The 17,829-nt window shown below is 67.8% G+C and carries 16 protein-coding genes; 9 read left to right on the top strand and 7 right to left on the bottom strand.

Annotated elements, in window-relative coordinates; genetic code table 11:
* Positions 1–6 precede the first annotated feature (6 nt).
* Positions 7–2,184 carry an aldehyde oxidoreductase molybdenum-binding subunit PaoC gene (gene paoC / locus ASG37_RS04120; RefSeq protein WP_055756305.1) on the top strand — a complete coding sequence of 726 codons (2,178 nt, stop codon included), beginning with the start codon at positions 7–9 and terminating at the stop codon, positions 2,182–2,184.
* 232 nt (positions 2,185–2,416) lie between these two features.
* Here paoC and ASG37_RS04115 read toward each other — a convergent pair whose 3' ends face one another.
* The 4 genes from ASG37_RS04115 to ASG37_RS17570 form a co-directional block, all read right to left on the bottom strand.
* Positions 2,417–3,787, bottom strand: a complete 1,371-nt coding sequence (locus tag ASG37_RS04115; protein ID WP_414887844.1) for a class II 3-deoxy-7-phosphoheptulonate synthase — start codon at positions 3,785–3,787, stop codon at positions 2,417–2,419.
* A gap of 96 nt (positions 3,788–3,883) precedes the next feature.
* Complete coding sequence (locus tag ASG37_RS04110) at positions 3,884–4,327, bottom strand: TM2 domain-containing protein (protein WP_055756302.1); 444 nt, start codon at positions 4,325–4,327, stop codon at positions 3,884–3,886.
* Between the two features lie 184 nt (positions 4,328–4,511).
* Entirely contained in the window at positions 4,512–5,951 is a 1,440-nt protein-coding gene (gene cysS / locus ASG37_RS04105; protein WP_055756301.1) for a cysteine--tRNA ligase, read from the bottom strand.
* 39 nt (positions 5,952–5,990) lie between these two features.
* Positions 5,991–6,143 (bottom strand): hypothetical protein, encoded by a 153-nt coding sequence (locus ASG37_RS17570; protein ID WP_156349156.1) that lies wholly within the window; start codon positions 6,141–6,143, stop codon positions 5,991–5,993.
* Here ASG37_RS17570 and ASG37_RS04100 point away from each other — a divergent pair.
* Positions 6,142–6,714, top strand: coding sequence for an SRPBCC family protein (locus ASG37_RS04100; protein ID WP_156349155.1), 573 nt, complete (start codon positions 6,142–6,144; stop codon positions 6,712–6,714). The two genes, ASG37_RS17570 and ASG37_RS04100, sit on opposite strands and share 2 nt — an antisense overlap.
* Positions 6,715–6,727: 13 nt before the next feature.
* Complete coding sequence (locus ASG37_RS04095; protein WP_055756299.1) at positions 6,728–7,921, top strand: zinc-dependent alcohol dehydrogenase; 1,194 nt, start codon at positions 6,728–6,730, stop codon at positions 7,919–7,921.
* Positions 7,922–7,950: 29 nt separating this feature from the next.
* Here ASG37_RS04095 and ASG37_RS04090 read toward each other — a convergent pair whose 3' ends face one another.
* From ASG37_RS04090 to ASG37_RS04080, 3 genes are read right to left on the bottom strand one after another with little or no spacing between them, the layout of a single operon-like run.
* A complete protein-coding gene (locus ASG37_RS04090; protein ID WP_055756297.1) occupies positions 7,951–9,774 on the bottom strand; it encodes a DUF885 domain-containing protein in 1,824 nt (607 codons plus the stop codon).
* A gap of 57 nt (positions 9,775–9,831) precedes the next feature.
* The gene (locus ASG37_RS04085; protein ID WP_414887842.1) at positions 9,832–10,266 is read right to left on the bottom strand and encodes an NfeD family protein; all 435 of its coding nucleotides are present in this window, start codon (positions 10,264–10,266) and stop codon (positions 9,832–9,834) included.
* On the bottom strand, positions 10,263–11,246 hold the full coding sequence (locus ASG37_RS04080; protein ID WP_055756295.1) for an SPFH domain-containing protein: 984 nt from the start codon (positions 11,244–11,246) through the stop codon (positions 10,263–10,265). Before ASG37_RS04080 ends, ASG37_RS04085 begins: the two co-directional genes overlap by 4 nt.
* Positions 11,247–11,297: 51 nt before the next feature.
* Between ASG37_RS04080 and ASG37_RS04075 the strand changes: the two genes are divergently transcribed.
* From ASG37_RS04075 to ASG37_RS04050, 6 genes are all read left to right on the top strand, one after another.
* Positions 11,298–12,101 (top strand): HpcH/HpaI aldolase/citrate lyase family protein, encoded by an 804-nt coding sequence (locus ASG37_RS04075; protein WP_055756293.1) that lies wholly within the window; start codon positions 11,298–11,300, stop codon positions 12,099–12,101.
* A gap of 48 nt (positions 12,102–12,149) precedes the next feature.
* A complete protein-coding gene (locus ASG37_RS04070; protein WP_055756291.1) occupies positions 12,150–13,625 on the top strand; it encodes a M20/M25/M40 family metallo-hydrolase in 1,476 nt (491 codons plus the stop codon).
* Between the two features lie 14 nt (positions 13,626–13,639).
* The gene (guaB, locus tag ASG37_RS04065) at positions 13,640–15,097 is read left to right on the top strand and encodes an IMP dehydrogenase (protein ID WP_055756289.1); all 1,458 of its coding nucleotides are present in this window, start codon (positions 13,640–13,642) and stop codon (positions 15,095–15,097) included.
* 81 nt (positions 15,098–15,178) lie between these two features.
* The gene (locus tag ASG37_RS04060; protein ID WP_055756284.1) at positions 15,179–16,360 is read left to right on the top strand and encodes an RsmB/NOP family class I SAM-dependent RNA methyltransferase; all 1,182 of its coding nucleotides are present in this window, start codon (positions 15,179–15,181) and stop codon (positions 16,358–16,360) included.
* A gap of 31 nt (positions 16,361–16,391) precedes the next feature.
* The gene (locus ASG37_RS04055) at positions 16,392–16,910 is read left to right on the top strand and encodes a tetratricopeptide repeat protein (RefSeq protein ID WP_055756282.1); all 519 of its coding nucleotides are present in this window, start codon (positions 16,392–16,394) and stop codon (positions 16,908–16,910) included.
* A gap of 15 nt (positions 16,911–16,925) precedes the next feature.
* The gene (locus tag ASG37_RS04050; RefSeq protein WP_082448328.1) at positions 16,926–17,687 is read left to right on the top strand and encodes an SIMPL domain-containing protein; all 762 of its coding nucleotides are present in this window, start codon (positions 16,926–16,928) and stop codon (positions 17,685–17,687) included.
* The last annotated feature ends 142 nt before the right edge of the window (positions 17,688–17,829 follow it).

Here is a 17,829-nt window from a genome sequence, read left to right as displayed (position 1 = left end):
AGGATCATGAAGTTCACCGATATCGCAGGCCCGAACGCGATCGACGCGATGCGCGTGCTCGGCCGCCCGACCGACCGGATCGAGGGGCCGCTCAAGGTATCGGGCTGGGCGACCTATGCCGCCGAGTTCGATGTGCCGGGGCAGATGTACGGCGTGATCGTCGGCGCGACGATCGCGCGCGGGCGGATCGTGGCGATCGATTGCAACGAAGCGCTGGCGGCGCCGGGGGTACGGCATGTCGTCACCCATGAGAATGCGGGCGAACTGGCGCTGGGAGACGATCACAAGGTGCCGATGCTGGCCGGGCCGCAGGTCGACCAGTTCGGGCAGGCGGTGGCGCTGGTCGTCGCCGACGGGTTCGAGGCGGCGCGGGCGGCGGCGCGGCTGGTGCGGGTCGACTATGCGGCGGACGAGGGCCGCTTCGATCTGGCGCAGGCGCGTGACGATGCCGCCAAGCCGCACTCGGCGAAACGGCACGGCGATTTCGATACCGCCTTTGCCGAAGCCGAGGTCCGTATCGATGCAACCTACACCACCCCCGACCATGCCCATGCGATGATGGAGCCGCATGCGTCGATCGCCGCGTGGGAGGGCGATACGCTGACGCTGTGGACCGCGAACCAGATGGTCGACTGGGCCGCGCGCGACATGGCGAAGGTGCTCGGCATTCCCAAGGACAAGGTGCGGATCGTCGCGCATCATGTCGGTGGCGGTTTCGGCGGGAAACTGTGGGTGCGCGCCGATGCGGTGCTGGCGGCGGTGGCGGCGAAGGCGGTGGGCAGGCCGGTCAAGGTGGTGCTCGCGCGCCCGCAGGTGTTCAACAACACCACGCATCGCTCGGCCACGATCCAGCGGATACGGCTGGGCGCGACCCGTGACGGCCGGCTGACCGCGATCGGCCATGATAGCTGGTCGGGCGACCTGCCCGGCGGCAGCCCTGAAGGGGCGGGCGCGCAGACCCGGCAGTTGTACGCCGCGCCGAACCGGCTGGTGGTAGAGCGGCTGGCCGAACTGCATCTGCCCGAGAGCAATGCGATGCGTGCGCCGGGCGAAGCGGTGGGGATGATGGCGCTGGAAGGCGCGATGGACGAGCTGGCCGAAACGCTGGGTGTCGATCCGGTCGAGCTGCGCATCCTGAACGATACGCAGGTTGATCCTGAGAAGCCCGAGCGGCGCTTTTCGCACCGCGACCTGATCGGGTGTCTGCGCGAAGGCGCGGCGCGGTTCGGCTGGGAACGGCGGGTGGCCACGCCGGGGCGGGTACGCGACGGGCGCTGGCGGATCGGCATGGGGATGGCGGCGGCGTATCGCGGCAACATCGTGGTCAAATCGGCGGCGCGGGTCGGGATTGGCGCGGACGGCCGTGTCACCGTCACCACCGACATGACCGACATCGGCACCGGCAGCTACACGATCCTCGCGCAGACCGCCGCCGAGATGCTCGGCGTCGAGCTGGATCAGGTGACGGTACGGCTGGGGGAGTCGGGCTTTCCGGTGTCGGCCGGGTCGGGCGGGCAGTTCGGCGCGAACAGCTCGACCGCCGGGGTCTATGCCGCGTGCGTTGGCTTACGCGACCGGATCGCCGAGGCGGTCGGCTTCGATGCCGCCACGGCGCGCTTCGCCGAGGGGCGGGTGTGGTCGGGCAACCGGTCGGTGCCGCTCGGCGAAGCGGCGGGGGCCGACGGGATCGAGGTCGAGGACCGGATCGAGTTCGGCGACCTGACCAAGAAGTTCGTGCAGGCGACGTTCGGCGCGCATTTCGTCGAAGTCGGCGTCGACGACGAAACGTGCGAAATCCGCGTGCGGCGGATGACCGGCGTGTTCGCCGCCGGGCGCATCCTGAACCCCAAGGCGGCACGCAACCAGATATTGGGGGCGATGACGATGGGCGTCGGCGCGGCGCTGACCGAGGAACTGGTGGTCGACGCGCGGCTGGGCGGGTTCATCAACCACGACATGGCCGAATATCATGTGCCGACCCATGCCGACATTCCGCATCAGGAAGTCGTGTTTCTGGAGGAGGAGGACCCGTATTCGTCGCCGATGAAGGCGAAGGGGGTCGGGGAGCTGGGCATCTGTGGCGTCGGCGCGGCGGTGGCCAATGCGGTGTACAATGCCACCGGGGTGCGGGTGCGCGAGTATCCGATCACGCTGGACAAGGTGTTGGCGGGGTTGGACCGGTAAACCCATTCGTCACTCCCGCGCAGGCGGGAGTCCATAGGCGCTGACGGTACGGGAGGGTCGCGACCGCTGGCGGCAATGGATTCCCGCTTTCGCGGGAATGACGCTTGGTGGTGGTGGCGCTACTGGGCCACGTTCGTCATTCCGGCGGAGGCCGGAATCCATGGATACGGGCGTTCTCGCAGGGGCTGCGACCTTGCCTGTCCATGGATCCCGGCCTTCGCCGGGATGACGATCAGGCCGCGACCCGGCGGCGCTCCGCCATTTCGGTGTTGAGCATCTCCGCCAGCAGGAACGCCAGTTCGAGGCTCTGCCCGGCGTTGAGGCGCGGGTCGCAGTGGGTGTGGTAGCGGTCGGCCAGTGCCTGCTCGGTCACCGCGATCGCGCCGCCGGTGCATTCGGTGACGTTCTGCCCTGTCATCTCGGCATGGATGCCACCGGCGTGGCTGCCCTCGGCGCGGTGGACCGCGAAGAAGCCGCGTACTTCCGCGAGGATACGCTCGAACGGCCGCGTCTTGTAGCCGGTCGTCGCCTTGATCGTGTTGCCGTGCATCGGGTCGCACGACCACACCACCGGATGGCCTTCGCGCTGCACCGCGCGGATGAGTTTCGGCAGGCCGCTCTCGATCTTGTCGTGGCCATAGCGGGTGATGAGCGTCATCCGCCCCGGCACACGCTTGGGGTTCAGCGTGTCGAGCATGCGCAGCAGCGCGTCGGGTTCGAGGCTCGGCCCGCATTTGATGCCGATCGGGTTGCCGATGCCGCGCAGGAACTCGACATGCGCCGATCCGTCGAAGCGGGTGCGGTCGCCGATCCACAGGAAATGCGCCGAGGTGTCGTACCAGTCGCCGGTCAGCGAATCCTGCCGGGTCAGCGCCTGTTCGTAGGGCAGCAGCAGCGCTTCGTGGCTGGTGTAGAAGCTGGTCGCCTTCAACTGCGGCACGCTGTCGGCGTCGATGCCGCAGGCCGCCATGAAGTCGAGCGCCTCGCCGATGCGGTCGGCGACGGCGGCGTATTTCTTGGCCCACGGGCTGCGGCCCATGAAGTCGTGGGTCCAGCGATGCACCTGATGCAGATTGGCATAGCCGCCAGTCGCGAACGCGCGCAGCAGGTTGAGCGTCGCCGCCGCCTGCGAATAGCTGCGGATCATGCGCTGCGGATCGGGGATGCGGCCTTCGGGAGTGAAGGCGATGTCGTTGATGTTGTCGCCGCGATAGCTTGGCAGTTCGACGCCGTCGATCACCTCGGTATCGGCCGAGCGCGGCTTGGCGAACTGCCCCGCCATCCGCCCGACCTTCACCGTCGGCAGCTTGGAGGCGAAGGTCAATACCACCGCCATCTGGAGGATGACGCGGAAGGTGTCGCGGATGTTGTTCGGATGGAATTCGGCGAAGCTTTCAGCGCAGTCGCCGCCCTGCAGCAGAAACGCCTTCCCCTGCGCCACCTGCGCCAGTTCGGCGGTCAGGTTGCGCGCTTCGCCGGCGAACACCAGCGGGGGATAGGACGCCAGTGCCTGGGTGGTGGCGTCCAGTGCCGCGCGGTCGGGATAGGTGGGCATCTGGCGCGCTTGCGCGTTGGTCCAGCTATCGGGTGCCCAATTGGCCATGACGAAATCCATGCTACGAAAACGGGTAATTCCCATGCGCGAAACGGCCGCCACGCGCAATGAAGGAAAGCTTTGCCCGCCGGTCGTACGGATCGATCAGCCGTAGCGTTCGGTGAATTCTTCCTGATCCATCACCAGATAGCGGACGAAATCGACCAGTGCCCAGATGCTGGTGACGGCGAGGCCGAACAAGGTGCAGGTCAGCACCAGCATGGCCACCGCCGACGCGGTGCGCCGCAGATAGAAGCGATGGATGCCGAAAATGCCGAGGAAAAAGGCGAGCAGCGCGGCGGCCAGCTTGTCCTTGCGTCCCCGCCGGCGCTGGCTCGGCGCTTCGGCCGGGCGCGGTACGATCGTGCCGGGGACGTGATAGATGCGCAGCGCGCGGCCGTTCGAACTCTCGAAGTCCACATGCGCGCCGACCGCCGGGCCGATGCGGTCGCTCCAGTCGTCGGGCTCGAACCAGTAGCGCTGGCCATCGTCGCCGGCGATCCGCCCCTCGCGTCCGTCCCGATCGACGCCCAGTACCTGTCCCCGCATATCGTCCCCCGATGATTCGTGGGCGGATATGACGGGGAAGGGGTGGGGGGTGCAAGGGGTTAGCGTTGCTTGCCTGCCCCTCCCTGGAAGGGAGGAGTCGGGGTGGGTCGGCCCGCGAGAGAAGGTTGCGCGTACCTCGGGCCTACCCACCCCCAGCCCCTCCCTTGTCAGGGAGGGGAGCGAGTTACGGCAACGTCGGCCGCCAGTCCCAGGCCAAGGGATCGCCGTCCATCACCTCGATTCCCGCGCCCGTCAGTTCGTCGCGGATTGCGTCGCTGGCGGCGAAATCTTTCGCGGCGCGGGCCTCACGCCTTGCGGCGAGGCGAACCTCGACCGTGTCGGCATCGATCATCGCTCTGGCCGGGCGCAGGCGCAGTTCGGCGCGGTCGAGCGACCCCAGCCGCAGCCCGAGCACTTCGTCGAAATCGGCGAGCGCCGCGATCCGGTCGGCGGGCGACAGCTTCTTGTCGGCGAGCATCTCGTCGAGCACCGGCAGCGCGCGCGGCGTGCCCAGATCGTCGGACACCGCCGTGTCGAGGCGTTCCCGATAGGCGGCGGCCTTGCCCGCATCGCCCTCGCCCGATGCACGCGCTTTGAGCGCGGTGACGGTCATCACCAGCCGCTTCAACCGGGTCAGCGCCGCCAGCAGATTGTCGGGCGAGAATTCCAGTTCGGAGCGATACTGCGCCGACAGGCACATCAACCGATAGGCGAGCGGATGCACCCCGGCGTCGATCAGCGTCCGGAGCGTGGTGAAGCCGCCCTTCGACTTCGACATCTTGCCTGACCGATCGACGAGGAAGTTGTTGTGCAGCCAGAACGCCGCACCACTGTCGCCGCAGCCGCACCATGCCTGGTTCTGCGCGATCTCGTTGGGGTGATGCACCTCGCGGTGGTCGATGCCGCCGGTGTGGATGTCGAACGGGGCACCCAGATATTTCAGGCTCATCACCGAGCATTCGAGATGCCAGCCCGGCGCGCCCTTGCCCCAAGGGGAATCCCATTCCATCTGGCGGCTCTCACCGGCCGGGGTCTTGCGCCAGATCGCGAAGTCCTGCGGATGGCGCTTGCCCGCCACCGGATCGATCCGGCCCTCGGCGGCATCGTCCTGTCCGCCAGCCAGCGCGCCATAGTCGGGCACGGTCGAACTGTCGAAATACAGGCCGCTGTCGAGTTCGTAGCAATGGCCCGGCGCGATCTTTTCGGCGAAGGCGATCATCTCGGCGATGTGGTCGGTCGCGACCGACCAGCGGGTCGGATCGTCGATGTTGAGGTCGCGCAGGTTGGTCTTGAACGCCTGCGTATAATGCGCGGCGATTTCCCAGATCGATTGCGCGTGTGCCTTGGCGGCCGCTTCCATCTTGTCGTCGCCGGCATCGGCGTCGGAGGTCAGATGGCCGACGTCGGTGATGTTGATGACGTGCGTCAGGGCATAGCCCTTCCAACGCAGCACGCGGCTGAGCGTATCGGTGAACACATAGGCGCGCAGATTGCCGATGTGGGCATAGTTATAGACCGTCGGCCCACACGAATACATGCGCACCCCCCGGGCGGGATCGAGCGGCTGGAACGGCTGAAGCGTGCGCGTCAGCGAATTATGGAGCGAAAGCGGGGCACCGTGCATGGGCGGGCGTGTAGCGCGCCGCGTCCCGTCTGCAAATCGCTACCGTTCGGCGGGTAAATCGGCCGCGTGGCGGAACGCCCGCCGATACGGACGGTTGGTCCCGTCGTGATCGAAAAATGATTGCCGATCAATAACTTGATTCACATCAACCACCGGATGCCCTGTATCCGGCCAGCGGGAGAGCATGGCCATGGCCGAACCCGATTATCCCGGCGACATCGTTCACGACGATGCGCCCGCCTTTACCGCCAAGGACAAGGCCGAGCGCAGGACAGCCGCCCCACACGGCGAATCGTCGGTGTCGGGCGTCGCGGTGACGATCAATCGTCCGGCACGCGAGCTTTATGCCTATTGGCGCGACTTCGCGAACCTCGCGACCTTCATGCTGAACATCGAAGCGATCGACGTGATCGACCGGGAGCGGTCGCACTGGGTCGTGAAGGGACCGAACGGTCCGTATGAATGGGACGCGGTCGTCACCGAGGATGTCGAGGGCGAGCGGATCGGCTGGAAGGCCGAGAACGCCGATGTTGCCAACAGTGGGCAGGTGTCGTTCACTGAAGCCGCGCCCGGACGCGGCACCGTCGTCACCGCGACGATCGCCTATGATCCACCCGGCGGCATCGTCGGCAAGATCGTCGCCAAGGTGACGCAGCAGGAACCGGCGATCCAGGCGCGTCGCGACCTGCGCCGTTTCAAGCAACTGATGGAGACGGGCGAGATCGCGACGACGACTCCCCCCAACCGCGAACCCAAATCGTAAAGGAGCGGCCGCCATGCGCGCACTTACCTGGCACGGCAAGCACGACGTCCGCGTCGACAACGTTCCCGATCCCGAGATCATCAATCCGCGCGACGCGATCATCAAGATCACCTCGACCGCGATCTGCGGGTCGGACCTGCACCTGTACGACGGCTATATCCCGACGATGCAGGCGGGCGACATTCTCGGCCATGAATTCATGGGCGAGGTGGTCGAGACGGGTTCCAGGTCCACGCTGAAGAAGGGGCAGCGCGTCGTCGTGCCCTTCGTTATCGCCTGCGGAAGCTGCTACCATTGTTCCAAGCAGCAATATTCGGGCTGCGACAACGGCAACCCGGCCGACAATCAGGATATTGCGCAGGAACTGTGGGGGCAGGTCGCCCCCGGCCTGTTCGGCTACAGCCACATGACCGGCGGCTATCCCGGCGGGCAGGCGGAATATGTCCGCGTGCCGTTCAGCGATGTCGGGCCGATCGTAATCCCCGACGGGATCGACGACGACAAGGTGCTGTTCCTGTCCGACATCCTCCCCACCGGATGGATGGCGGCCGAGAATGCCGACATCGAGGACGGCGATATTGTCGCGATATGGGGCTGTGGTCCGGTCGGGCTGTTCGCGATCCAGTCGGCGTTGCTGATGGGCGCGCACCGCGTGATCGCGATCGATCATTTCCCGCACCGGCTGACGCTGGCCAAGGGACTGGGGGCAGAAGTCCTCAATTTCGAGGAAACCGACATCTACGACGCGCTGATGACGATGACCGGCGGGATCGGACCCGATGCGGTGATCGACAGCGTCGGGTTGGAGAGTCACGGGTTGTTCGTGGACAATATCGTCGATCAGATCAAGGCGTCGACCTTCCTTGGCACCGATCGGCCGCATGCGCTTCGGCAGGCGATCGTCGCGTGTCGCAAGGGGGGCCGCGTTTCGGTGCCCGGCGTCTATGGCGGGATGATCGACAAATTCCCGTTCGGCGCGCTGATGGAAAAGGGGCTGACGCTCAAGACCGGGCAGACGCATGTCCAGCGCTATCTGCCCGGCTTGTTGGCGGCGATCATGGAGGACAAGATCGACACGACCTTCCTGATTTCCGACCGGATGGCGCTGGAGGATGCGCCCGAGGGTTACCGGAAATTCCACGACGAACAAAATGTCTGCACCAAGGTCGTGCTGAAGCCCGATTGGGCAAAAGCGGCGACCGGTTGATCGACGGTTCCGCCCGGCGGCGGGGGACGCTACCCCCGCCGCGCCTTCACGAACGCATCGACGTTGCGCGCCAGCACCGTCATCGGTACGCCGCCGCCCTGCACGACCGCGTCGTTGAACGCCTTGAAGTCATAGCGCGGCCCCAGTGCTTGCTCGGCAACCCCGCGCAGGCGGACGATTTCGGAATGGCCGACCTTGTAGCCGCACGCCTGCCCCGGCCACGAGCAATAGCGATCGACCTCGCCCGATACCTCGTCGACGCTCGATCCGTTGGTGGTGGCGAACCAGTCGATCGCTTGGGCCCGCGTCCAGCGCTTGGCGTGCAGCCCGGTATCGACCACCATCCGGCAGGCGCGGAACGCCAGCGACTGGAGATAGCCGAGCCGTCCGACGGGATCGCCGTCATATACGCCCAATTCATCGCCCAGTTGCTCGGCATACAGCGCCCAGCCTTCGGAAAAGGCGTTGAACTGGAGCAGCGAGCGGACCAGCGGCAGGCGGAAGGTATATTCGCCCTGCCACACATGGCCGGGGATCGCTTCGTGATACACCAAGGTCGGCAGCGAATAGCGCGTCCAGATGCCGGTGGTGCGCAGGTTGATCCATATGCGCCCGGGCGTCTTGCCGTCGATCGATCCCGCCCCGCCATAGGCGCCGGGTGCGCCGGCCTCCTCGACCGGCGGGATGCGCTTCACCTCGACATTGCCCGGCGCCAGCGTGTTGAACGCGCGCGGCATCCGGCCGCGAATATCGCTCAGGCGGTTCTGGACCAGCGCCATGATCTGCGCGCGACCGGGATCGCCTTCGGGAAAGACGAAGCGCGGGTCCTTGCCGAGCGCAGTCATTCGCTCGCCGACCGATCCTTGCGTATAGCCGAGCTTGCGCAGGATCGGGTCCATCTGCCCCTGCAACCGCGCCAGTTCGTCGCGGCCCTGCGCATGGACCTCGTCCGGGGTCATCGTCGTGGTGGTCGAGGCGCGCAGGGCCCATGCGTACCAGCGATCACCCTGCGGCCGTGCCCATAGCCCGGCGTTCGACGTCGCCTTCGCCCGATCGGCGCGGACCGCCGCGATCTGTCGGTCGAGCGCGGGGCCGCCCTTGTCGCGGGCGATTGCGGTGGCGCGGGCGGCCCAGTCGCCCGGAATGTCCTTCGTCCGCCACGCAAGCGAAGTGACGATGTCCCAGCCTGCCGGATCGCCGCTACGCGCCTTGCCCAGTTGCAGCAGCGTCTTGTCGAGCAGGAAGTCGGGCGCGACCACCCCCATCGCCGAGGCCGCGCGCATCCGGTCGGTTTCGCCGTCCAGTTGCGTGGCATAGCTCTCCAGCCGGGCCAGATAGGCGTCGGCATCGGCGCGGGTCGCGATGGTATGATCGCTGTCGAGGAAACGCGGCACGTCGAGATATGCGCCGACGTTCTGGATCACGACATAGGGCGTGTTGCGCCAGCCACCGACCGCGACGTCGCCATAGGGCAGCGCGAACCCGTCGAGCGCGGTTTCGAACGCGGTGCGCACCACGTCGACATCGGTGCGGGTGGCGGGCGACAGTTTCGTCGTGTCGATGGCCTTGAGCGTCGCGACATGCCGGCGCAGATGGTCGGCGACCTTGCGCTGCCCCGCCGCCGATCGGTCGCCAAGCTGCGACTTGAGTGCCGCCCGCGCGCCGGTATCGATGCCCAGCCCGGTCGCGCCCTCGGGATTGTCGGCGAGCAGCGCCTCGGCGATGCGCGACAGCGTCGCTTCGGCCGATGCGTCCGCCGTGCTTTTGGCAGGGGCCTGCGCGCGGGCGGGGAGGGCGGTGACGAGCGTCGAGGCGGCGGCACCCGCGATCCAGTCGCGGCGGGTGAGGTCCATGGGCGTTCCTTCGGGCAAGATCGTTCGCGCCGATACTTGTCCGCCCGTTCGGCGACGTCAATCGGCGGCGGTGACGTTCAGCACCGATCCCGACACCCCGACGATGCGAACGCGGGTGCCGATCGCCTGATCGGTGCCGCGCGCGATCCAGTCGCTGTCGCCGACGCGCACCCGGCCGGTGCCCCCGGCGATCGGTTCGATCACCACCACCTCCTGCCCGATCAGCCGCGCAGCCCGATCGTTGAGCAACGGATCGGCGCTGTCGACCGGATAGTCGGCGTACCAGCGTCGCCCGACCAGTACCGTCACTACGCTCCACGCGCCGAACACGACCAGTTCGGCGGGCAACGTCAGCGGCGGGAACAACAGCGCGAGCAGTCCGGTGATCGCGGCGGCGAGCGCCACGAACACGAGGAACACGCCCGGCACCGCCAGTTCGGCGACGCCCAGCGCCACCGCCAGCATCAGCCAGAGATAGCCGCTGTCGATCACCGCTGGTACGGGTCCGCCGCCGCATGTTCGGCGGTCAGCGGCACGCTCGGTTTGGCCGGGGCAGCGGCCTTGACCTCGCCCAGCGCTTCCTTGGCAAGTTGGCCGATGCCGCCCAGCGTCCCGATCAACTGCGTCGCCTCGACCGGGAACAGGATCGTCTTGGCATTGGGGCTAGTGGCGAATTTGCCGACCGCCTCGACATATTTCTGCGCGATGAAATAGTTGATCGCCTGCGTGCCCCCCGCCTCGATCGCGTCGCTGACCACGCGCGTCGCCATCGCCTCGGCCTCGGCGGCGCGTTCGCGTGCTTCGGAATCGCGGAACGCCGATTCGCGCCGGCCCTCGGCTTCGAGGATGCGCGCCTGTTTCTGTCCTTCGGCGCGCAGGATTTCGGAAGCGCGGGTGCCCTCGGCTTCGAGGATGTTGGCGCGCTTCTCGCGCTCGGCCTTCATCTGGCGGCCCATCGCGTTGACGATGTCGGCGGGCGGGCGGATGTCCTTGATCTCGACGCGGGTGATCTTCACCCCCCATGGATTGGTCGCATGGTCGACGACGCCCAGCAGCCGCGCGTTAATCTCGTCGCGCTTCGACAGCGTCTCGTCGAGGTCCATCGATCCCATGACGGTGCGCAGGTTGGTGGTCGTGATCTGCTGGAGCGCGATATACAGGTCGGATACCTCATAGGCCGCCTTGGCGGGATCGAGCACCTGGAAGAACACGACGCCGTCGGTCGACACCATCGCATTGTCGCGGGTGATGATCTCCTGCCCCGGAATGTCGATGACCTGTTCCATCATGTTGATCTTGTGCCCGACGCGGTAGAAGAACGCGGGGTAGAAATTGAACCCCGGCCGGGCGACGGCGGTGAAGCGGCCGAAATGTTCGATGGTATATTGATAGCCCTGCGTGACGATCTTCACGCTGGCGAACAGATAGAGCAGCACCAGCAGGACCAGCCCTGCGATCACGCCCAATATCATCGCGTCTCTCCCTGCTTGCCTGCAACCGCCATACCCTAGCATAGCGGCGCGATGGACCAAGCCCGAACCCTGCCGCCGCGATCGTTGCTGTTCGTTCCCGCGTCGCGCCCGCGCATGATCGCCAAGGCGGCGAGCCTCGCGGCGGACTGGATCATCCTCGATCTGGAGGATGCGGTGCGCGAGGACGAGAAGGATACCGCGCGCGCCGGCCTTGCCGAAGCATTGGCGACGCTGGGCGACCGGCCGGTCGGGGTGCGGATCAACCCGCTCGACGGCGTGCATGCCGCCGCCGACCTCGCGGTACTGGCGACAATCGATCCGGCGCTGGTCGTCGTGCCCAAGGTGGAAGATGCCGCCGGCCTCGCGCCGCTTGGGGGCCGGGCTTTGCTGCCGATGATCGAGACGCCGGGGGGTGTGCTGGCCGCCGCGTCGATCGCTGCCGCGCCGGGCGTCGTCGGGCTGATGGTCGGCACCAACGATCTGGCGGCGACGCTGCGCCTGCCGCCGCACGCGCCGCGATCGTCGCTGGCGCATGCGTTGCAGGCGGTGGTGCTGGCGGCGCGGGCGGCGGGCGGCTGGGCGATCGACGGGGTGTTCAACGCGCTCGCCGACGCGCAGGGCCTCGCCGCCGAATGTGCCGAGGGGCGGCTGCTCGGCTTCGACGGCAAGTCGCTGATCCACCCCGATCAGGTCGCGCTCGCCAACGCCGCCTTCGCGCCGTCCGACGCCGAACTGGCCGACGCGCACGCGCTGATCGCGGCGGCGCGCGGCGGGGCGGAGCGGTTCCGCGACCGGATGGTCGAGGATCTGCATGTCGAAACCGCCCGCGCGCTGATCGCCCGTTCGCGACGATAACTGCGCGTTGACGCTTGCCCGTCACGTTTCGGATCGATAGTGGGGCGCATGTCGCTCCGCCCGATCCTCGGACTCGCCGCCGGCCTGCTCGCCGCGACGTCCGCCTTCGCCCAAACGATCACCCCGCAGATGCTGCGCGATCATGTCGCGGTGCTCGCCAGCGACGAGTATGAAGGGCGCGAACCCGGCACCGCCGGAGGCGAGCGCGCCGAAGCCTATGTGACGCAGGCGTTTGCCGCCGCCGGCCTCAAACCCGGCGCGCCCGATGGCCGCTGGCGGCAGGAAGTGGCAATGACCGATGTTCGCGCCGCGACGATCGCCGGCACGGTGACGCGCGGCGGCAAGCAGGTGGCGCTCGGGGCGAACCAGATCGCGGGACTTGGCCTTGCTCCCACGACCAGCATCACCCGCGCGCCGTTGGTGTTCGTCGGACGCGGCGCGCCCGATCAGATGGCGGGCACCGACCTGACCGGCGCGGTCGCGGTGGTGATCGGTGGCACCGCGCCCGATGCGCCGCCGGTGCCCAACGCCGATCGCAATGCGGCATTGCAGGCGGCGGGCGCGCTCGGCGTACTGCTGATCGCCTCGGCGCAGGCACCATGGGCAGACGTTGCGCATTCCTTCTCGGAACTGACGATCGCCGGTCCGGTCAAGCGGCCCGGCTTCACCGGCCTAGTGTCGGCCGATGCGGCGCAGCTTTTGCTGGGCCGGAGCGCCGCAGACCTGCGCACGGCGGCGATCGCGCCGACCTTCCGCCCGGTCCGCTCCGACACGACGATCGATATTGCCGCGACCGGCACCGCGCGCCGCTATACCACCGCCAACATCGTCGGCATGCTCCCCGGCACGCAGCGCCCGAACGAGGCGGTGCTGCTGTCGGCGCACTGGGACCATATCGGCATCTGCGCCCCCGAAGGTGCTGCCGACCGCATCTGCAACGGTGCCGCCGACAACGCCAGCGGCACCGCGATCCTGATCGAAGTGGCCCGGGTGCTGGCGAAACAGCCGCGTAGCCCACGCAGCGTCTATTTCGTCGCGACCACGGCGGAGGAAAAGGGTCTGATCGGCGCGGACGCCTATGCCGCCGCGATCGTCGATACGCCGCTCAAGGTCGTCGCCAACCTCAACATCGATACTGCGGCGATCGTGCCCGTCGGCATGCCGGTGGCGATGGTCGGGCGCGGCAACCACCCCACGATCGACGCGATCGTCGACCAGACTGCCCGCGCGATCGGCCGCAAGGTCGATACCGATACCGAGGCCAACATCATGGTCCAGCGGCAGGACGGCTGGGCGTTTGGCCAGCGCGGCATCCCTGCCGTCATGGCGACCGGGTCGGTCAGCGACATGAAGCGGCTGTTCGCCTATCTCGACGGGCCGTATCACAAGCCGACCGACGACATGGCGCATATCGACCTGACCGGCGCGGCCGAGGATGCCAATTTGCACGTAGCACTCGCCCGCGCGCTGGCCGATCCCACGCGCTACCCGACCCCCGCCGCCCCCGCCCAACCGACGAAGTAAAGAAGCGACCCCCAATGGACATCACCCTCGGCCTCACCTTCGACGACGTGCTGCTGGTTCCGCAGGAATCGGACGTTCTGCCCAGCCAGGCCGACCCGCGCACCCGCGTCGCCCGCGATCTGGCGCTCAACATCCCGTTCCTCTCGTCGGCGATGGACACCGTGACCGAGGCCGACATGGCGATCGTCATGGCGCAACTGGGCGGCATCGGCGTGCTTCACCGCAACCTGACGATCGAGGAACAGACGGCGGCGGTGCGCGCGGTCAAGCGGTTCGAGAGCGGCATGGTCGTCAACCCGATCACCATCGCCGCCGACGCGCCGCTGTCTGCCGCGCGCGCGCTGATGCAGCGCCACCGGATCAGTGGCATCCCGGTGGTCGAAGGGTCGGGCAAGCTGGTCGGCATCCTCACCAACCGCGACGTGCGCTTCGCCGAGAACCCGGACCAGCCGGTCGCCGAGCTGATGACGCACGAGAATCTGTCGACGGTCCGTGTCGGCGTTTCGCAGGAAGAGGCGCGCCGCCAGCTTCACCAGCGCCGGATCGAAAAGCTGCTGGTCGTCGACGACAAGTATCATTGCGTCGGTCTCATCACCGTCAAGGACATCGAAAAGGCCGTCACCTATCCCAACGCGACCAAGGACGGCACCGGCCGCCTGCGCGTCGCCGCCGCCACGACCGTCGGCGACAAGGGCTATGAGCGGACCGAGGCGCTGATCGACGCGGAATGCGACCTGATCGTCATCGACACCGCGCACGGCCACAACCGGCAGGTCGCCGAGGCGGTCCGCCGGGTGAAGGCGATCGCGCCGCACGTCCAGGTCATCGCCGGCAACGTGGCGACCGGCGAGGCGACCCGCGCGCTGATCGATGCAGGGGCGGACGGCATCAAGGTCGGCATCGGGCCGGGATCGATCTGTACCACCCGCGTCGTGGCGGGCGTCGGCGTGCCGCAATTGACCGCGGTGATGGACGCGGCGAAGGCAGCGGCGGGCACCGGCGTGCCGGTGATCGCCGACGGCGGCATCCGCACGTCGGGCGACGTCGCCAAGGCGCTGGCGGCCGGCGCGTCGGCGGTGATGATCGGATCGCTGCTGGCCGGCACCGAGGAAGCACCAGGCGAAACCTTCCTGTATCAGGGGCGCGCCTACAAGAGCTATCGCGGCATGGGATCGGTCGGGGCGATGGCCAAGGGATCGGCCGACCGCTATTTCCAGCAGGACATCAAGGACCAGTTGAAGCTGGTGCCCGAGGGGATCGAGGGGCAGGTGGCGTTCAAGGGCCCCGCCAAGGACGTCATCCACCAGTTGGTCGGCGGCGTGAAGGCGGCGATGGGCTATACCGGATCGAATACCATCACCGATCTTCAGGACCGCGCGCGTTTCGTCCGCATCACCAATGCGGGCCTGCGCGAGAGCCATGTTCATGACGTGACGATCACCCGCGAAGCGCCCAATTATCCGACGCGGTAAGCACGCGAAGCGCGGCCGTCCGACTGGATTGATGTAGGTTATGTTGGTAGCGTCGCGCATGATTTTTCAGGATAACTGCGCATGACCCCGGCGGCCCGGACCCAGGCGGCGATCGATCTGGTCGATGCGATTCTCGATGCGGCGCGCGCTGGCGGCGCGGCGGGCGATCAGGTGGCGAAGCGTTTCTTCGCCGCGCGGCGCTATGCCGGCTCCAAGGACCGGCGGGCGATCCGCACGCTCGCCTATGATGCGGTGCGCCGTTTTGGCGAACCGCCGGTCAGCGCGCGTTCGGCCATCCTCGCGATGGCCGATGCCGATCCGCTGCTGGCGGCGACCTTCGACGGCGCACCTTATGGCCCGGCGCCGATCGAGCCCGGCGAACCCCGCGCGGAGGCGGGGCCGGCGCCGCGCTGGCTGGTCGAGGCGTTCGCCGCCGCCGGCTTGGGCGACACCGAACTCGTTGCGTTGCTCGACCGCGCCCCGCTCGACATTCGCGTCAACCGGCTGACTGCCGATCGCGACACGGTGCTGGCCGAGATCGGTGGCGAGCCCGCCGTCGATCTGCCCGACGCCATTCGCTTGCCCGCGGATGCCGCGATCGATCAGAACGGCGTGCTGAACGACGGTCGCGGCGAGGTGCAGGACATCGGCAGCCAGATCGTGTCGCTCGCCACCTGTGCCGAACCGGGCGGCTTCGCGATCGACTTGTGCGCGGGTGGCGGCGGCAAGACGCTGGCGATCGCCGCGCAGATGAACGGGCAGGGGCGTATCCTCGCCACCGATACCGATCGTCCGCGCCTGTCGCGCCTTGGCCCCCGCGCCGCGCGTGCCGGGGTGACGATCGCCGAACCCCGGCTGATCGATCCGGGCAAGGAAATCGCGATGCTCGCCGATGTCGTCGGACAGGCCGATTGGGTGATGGTCGACGCGCCCTGTTCCGGCACCGGTACATGGCGGCGCAACCCCGAAGCGCGCTGGCGGCTGACCCCCGATCGGTTGGCGCGGGTGGTGGCAACGCAGGCGCGGCTGCTCGACGTAGCGGCGGAACTGACCGCGCCGGCGGGCACGATCACCTATGTCGTCTGCTCGCTGCTCGACGACGAAGGCGCGGAACAGGTCACAGCGTTCCTAGGGCGCCGTCCCGACTGGCGCGCGCTGCCGCTTGCATTGCCGCGCGGGCGCGTCCACGGTTCGGGCATGCGCCTGACCCCCGCCCATGACTCCACCGACGGTTTCTTCGTCGCGCGGCTGGGCCGGGCCTGACGCGCAGGGCACGGGACAACCGGAGATGTTGATGCGGATTACCTCGGTCTCGGTGGCAGCGGCGCTTGCCCTTATCTGCGCCTCCACGTCCTTGAGCGGCCAGCGCCCCGATGCGCAGATCGACCCGCGTTCGATGGCGTTGCTGCAACAGGGGCGCGCGGCGCAGGCCGCCGGCGACACGAGCGGTGCGACCGGACTGATCGAAAGCGCGCTGGTGATCGATCCGCGCAACCGGCAGGCGTTCGTGGCGCTGGCCGACATCGCCCGCGCACAGGGGCTGCCCGGCAAATCGATCCGCCTCTACCGCGAGGCGCTGACGCTCGAACCCAATGACGTCGCCGCGCTGAAGGGCGAGGGCGAGGCGCTGGTGCAAAAGGGTGCCGTGACCAAGGCGCGCGAGACGCTGGCAAAGCTGCGCACGGTATGTGGTGCGACCTGCCCGGCGGCGGGCGAACTGGCGGCGGTGATCGCCAAGGGTCCGCCGGTGACGGCCACCGCGCAGCAGACGCCGCCGGTGGTGCCGGGCACGGCGGGCGCGACGCAGCAGTAACGGGGGGGGAGCGGGATGATGCGGTTGTTGATTCCGGGAACGGCCGCGTTGATCGCCGCGCCTGCATTGGCGCAGGAGGATGTGCGCCCCTCTCATATCCAGGTGCAGGGTATGGCGATCGTCGAAACCAGCCCCGACAAGGCGCAAATGACCTATTCGGTCAATGGCGAGGGCAAGACCGCAGACGATGCAAGCCGTGCATTGGCGACGAAGCAGAAGGCCATTCGCGACGGAATCGCCTCGTTGCTTGGTCGCAACGCGGAACTGACGACGAGCGACGTAACGATCGGCGAAGTCCGCGCGCCGCAATGCGACGCCAATCCTTATGGCCGGCCACGGTTGAGCGAGGGACCGTGCGCCGTGATCGGTTATATCGCGACGATTTCCGGCATGGTGCGAACCGGGGCGGTGGATCGCATCGGAACTGCCGTGGGCCTTGCGGGACGACTGGGTGCTCGCGATGCCCGGATGCAGCGCTTCGATCTGGCCGATCCGGGCGCGGCAAAGCGGCGTGCGATCACCGCCGCGATCGCCGATGCCCGTCGCCGTGCGGAAGCGCTGGCCAGTGGCGCGGGCGTCCGTCTCGGAGAATTGCTGACGCTCAGCGACCAGAACGGCGGCGATGTCGTAGTGCAGGGGATCGAGGCGTCGGACATCGGTGCATTTTCCGGGCCGCCGGCACCACCGGCTCCGCCCGCGCCTGTCCCGATCGACGTCAAACCCCGCCCGATCGAAACCCGTGCCACGGTCTACGCTCGCTTCGCGATTGCGCGCTAGAGACAGACGTCATCCCAGCGAAGCTGGGATCTCTCGGTGGTGGCGCACGGCAAAAGCCGCTCGAAACCCCGGCCTTCGCTGGGGCGACGCTTCGGTTCGGATGAAGCAAACGTCACGCGGTAATCGGCCGGCACCCGCAACC

The sequence above is a fragment of the Sphingomonas sp. Leaf407 genome, from assembly GCF_001425385.1.
GTDB lineage: Bacteria > Pseudomonadota > Alphaproteobacteria > Sphingomonadales > Sphingomonadaceae > Sphingomonas.
The sequence above is the reverse complement of the archived record's forward strand: the minus strand, read 5'-3'. Positions and strand labels throughout refer to the sequence as shown.

Excerpts from the sequence above, each read along its gene's own strand:
- paoC (WP_055756305.1), top strand. The coding sequence starts at position 7 with ATGAAGTTCACCGATATCGCAGGCCCGAACGCGATCGACGCGATGCGC.
- ASG37_RS04115 (WP_414887844.1), bottom strand. The coding sequence starts at position 3,787 with ATGGCCAATTGGGCACCCGATAGCTGGACCAACGCGCAAGCGCGCCAG.
- ASG37_RS04110 (WP_055756302.1), bottom strand. The coding sequence starts at position 4,327 with ATGCGGGGACAGGTACTGGGCGTCGATCGGGACGGACGCGAGGGGCGG.
- cysS (WP_055756301.1), bottom strand. The coding sequence starts at position 5,951 with ATGCACGGTGCCCCGCTTTCGCTCCATAATTCGCTGACGCGCACGCTT.
- ASG37_RS04100 (WP_156349155.1), top strand. The coding sequence starts at position 6,142 with ATGGCCGAACCCGATTATCCCGGCGACATCGTTCACGACGATGCGCCC.
- ASG37_RS17570 (WP_156349156.1), bottom strand. The coding sequence starts at position 6,143 with ATGGCCATGCTCTCCCGCTGGCCGGATACAGGGCATCCGGTGGTTGAT.
- ASG37_RS04095 (WP_055756299.1), top strand. The coding sequence starts at position 6,728 with ATGCGCGCACTTACCTGGCACGGCAAGCACGACGTCCGCGTCGACAAC.
- ASG37_RS04090 (WP_055756297.1), bottom strand. The coding sequence starts at position 9,774 with ATGGACCTCACCCGCCGCGACTGGATCGCGGGTGCCGCCGCCTCGACG.
- ASG37_RS04080 (WP_055756295.1), bottom strand. The coding sequence starts at position 11,246 with ATGATATTGGGCGTGATCGCAGGGCTGGTCCTGCTGGTGCTGCTCTAT.
- ASG37_RS04075 (WP_055756293.1), top strand. The coding sequence starts at position 11,298 with ATGGACCAAGCCCGAACCCTGCCGCCGCGATCGTTGCTGTTCGTTCCC.
- ASG37_RS04070 (WP_055756291.1), top strand. The coding sequence starts at position 12,150 with ATGTCGCTCCGCCCGATCCTCGGACTCGCCGCCGGCCTGCTCGCCGCG.
- guaB (WP_055756289.1), top strand. The coding sequence starts at position 13,640 with ATGGACATCACCCTCGGCCTCACCTTCGACGACGTGCTGCTGGTTCCG.
- ASG37_RS04060 (WP_055756284.1), top strand. The coding sequence starts at position 15,179 with ATGACCCCGGCGGCCCGGACCCAGGCGGCGATCGATCTGGTCGATGCG.
- ASG37_RS04055 (WP_055756282.1), top strand. The coding sequence starts at position 16,392 with ATGCGGATTACCTCGGTCTCGGTGGCAGCGGCGCTTGCCCTTATCTGC.
- ASG37_RS04050 (WP_082448328.1), top strand. The coding sequence starts at position 16,926 with ATGATGCGGTTGTTGATTCCGGGAACGGCCGCGTTGATCGCCGCGCCT.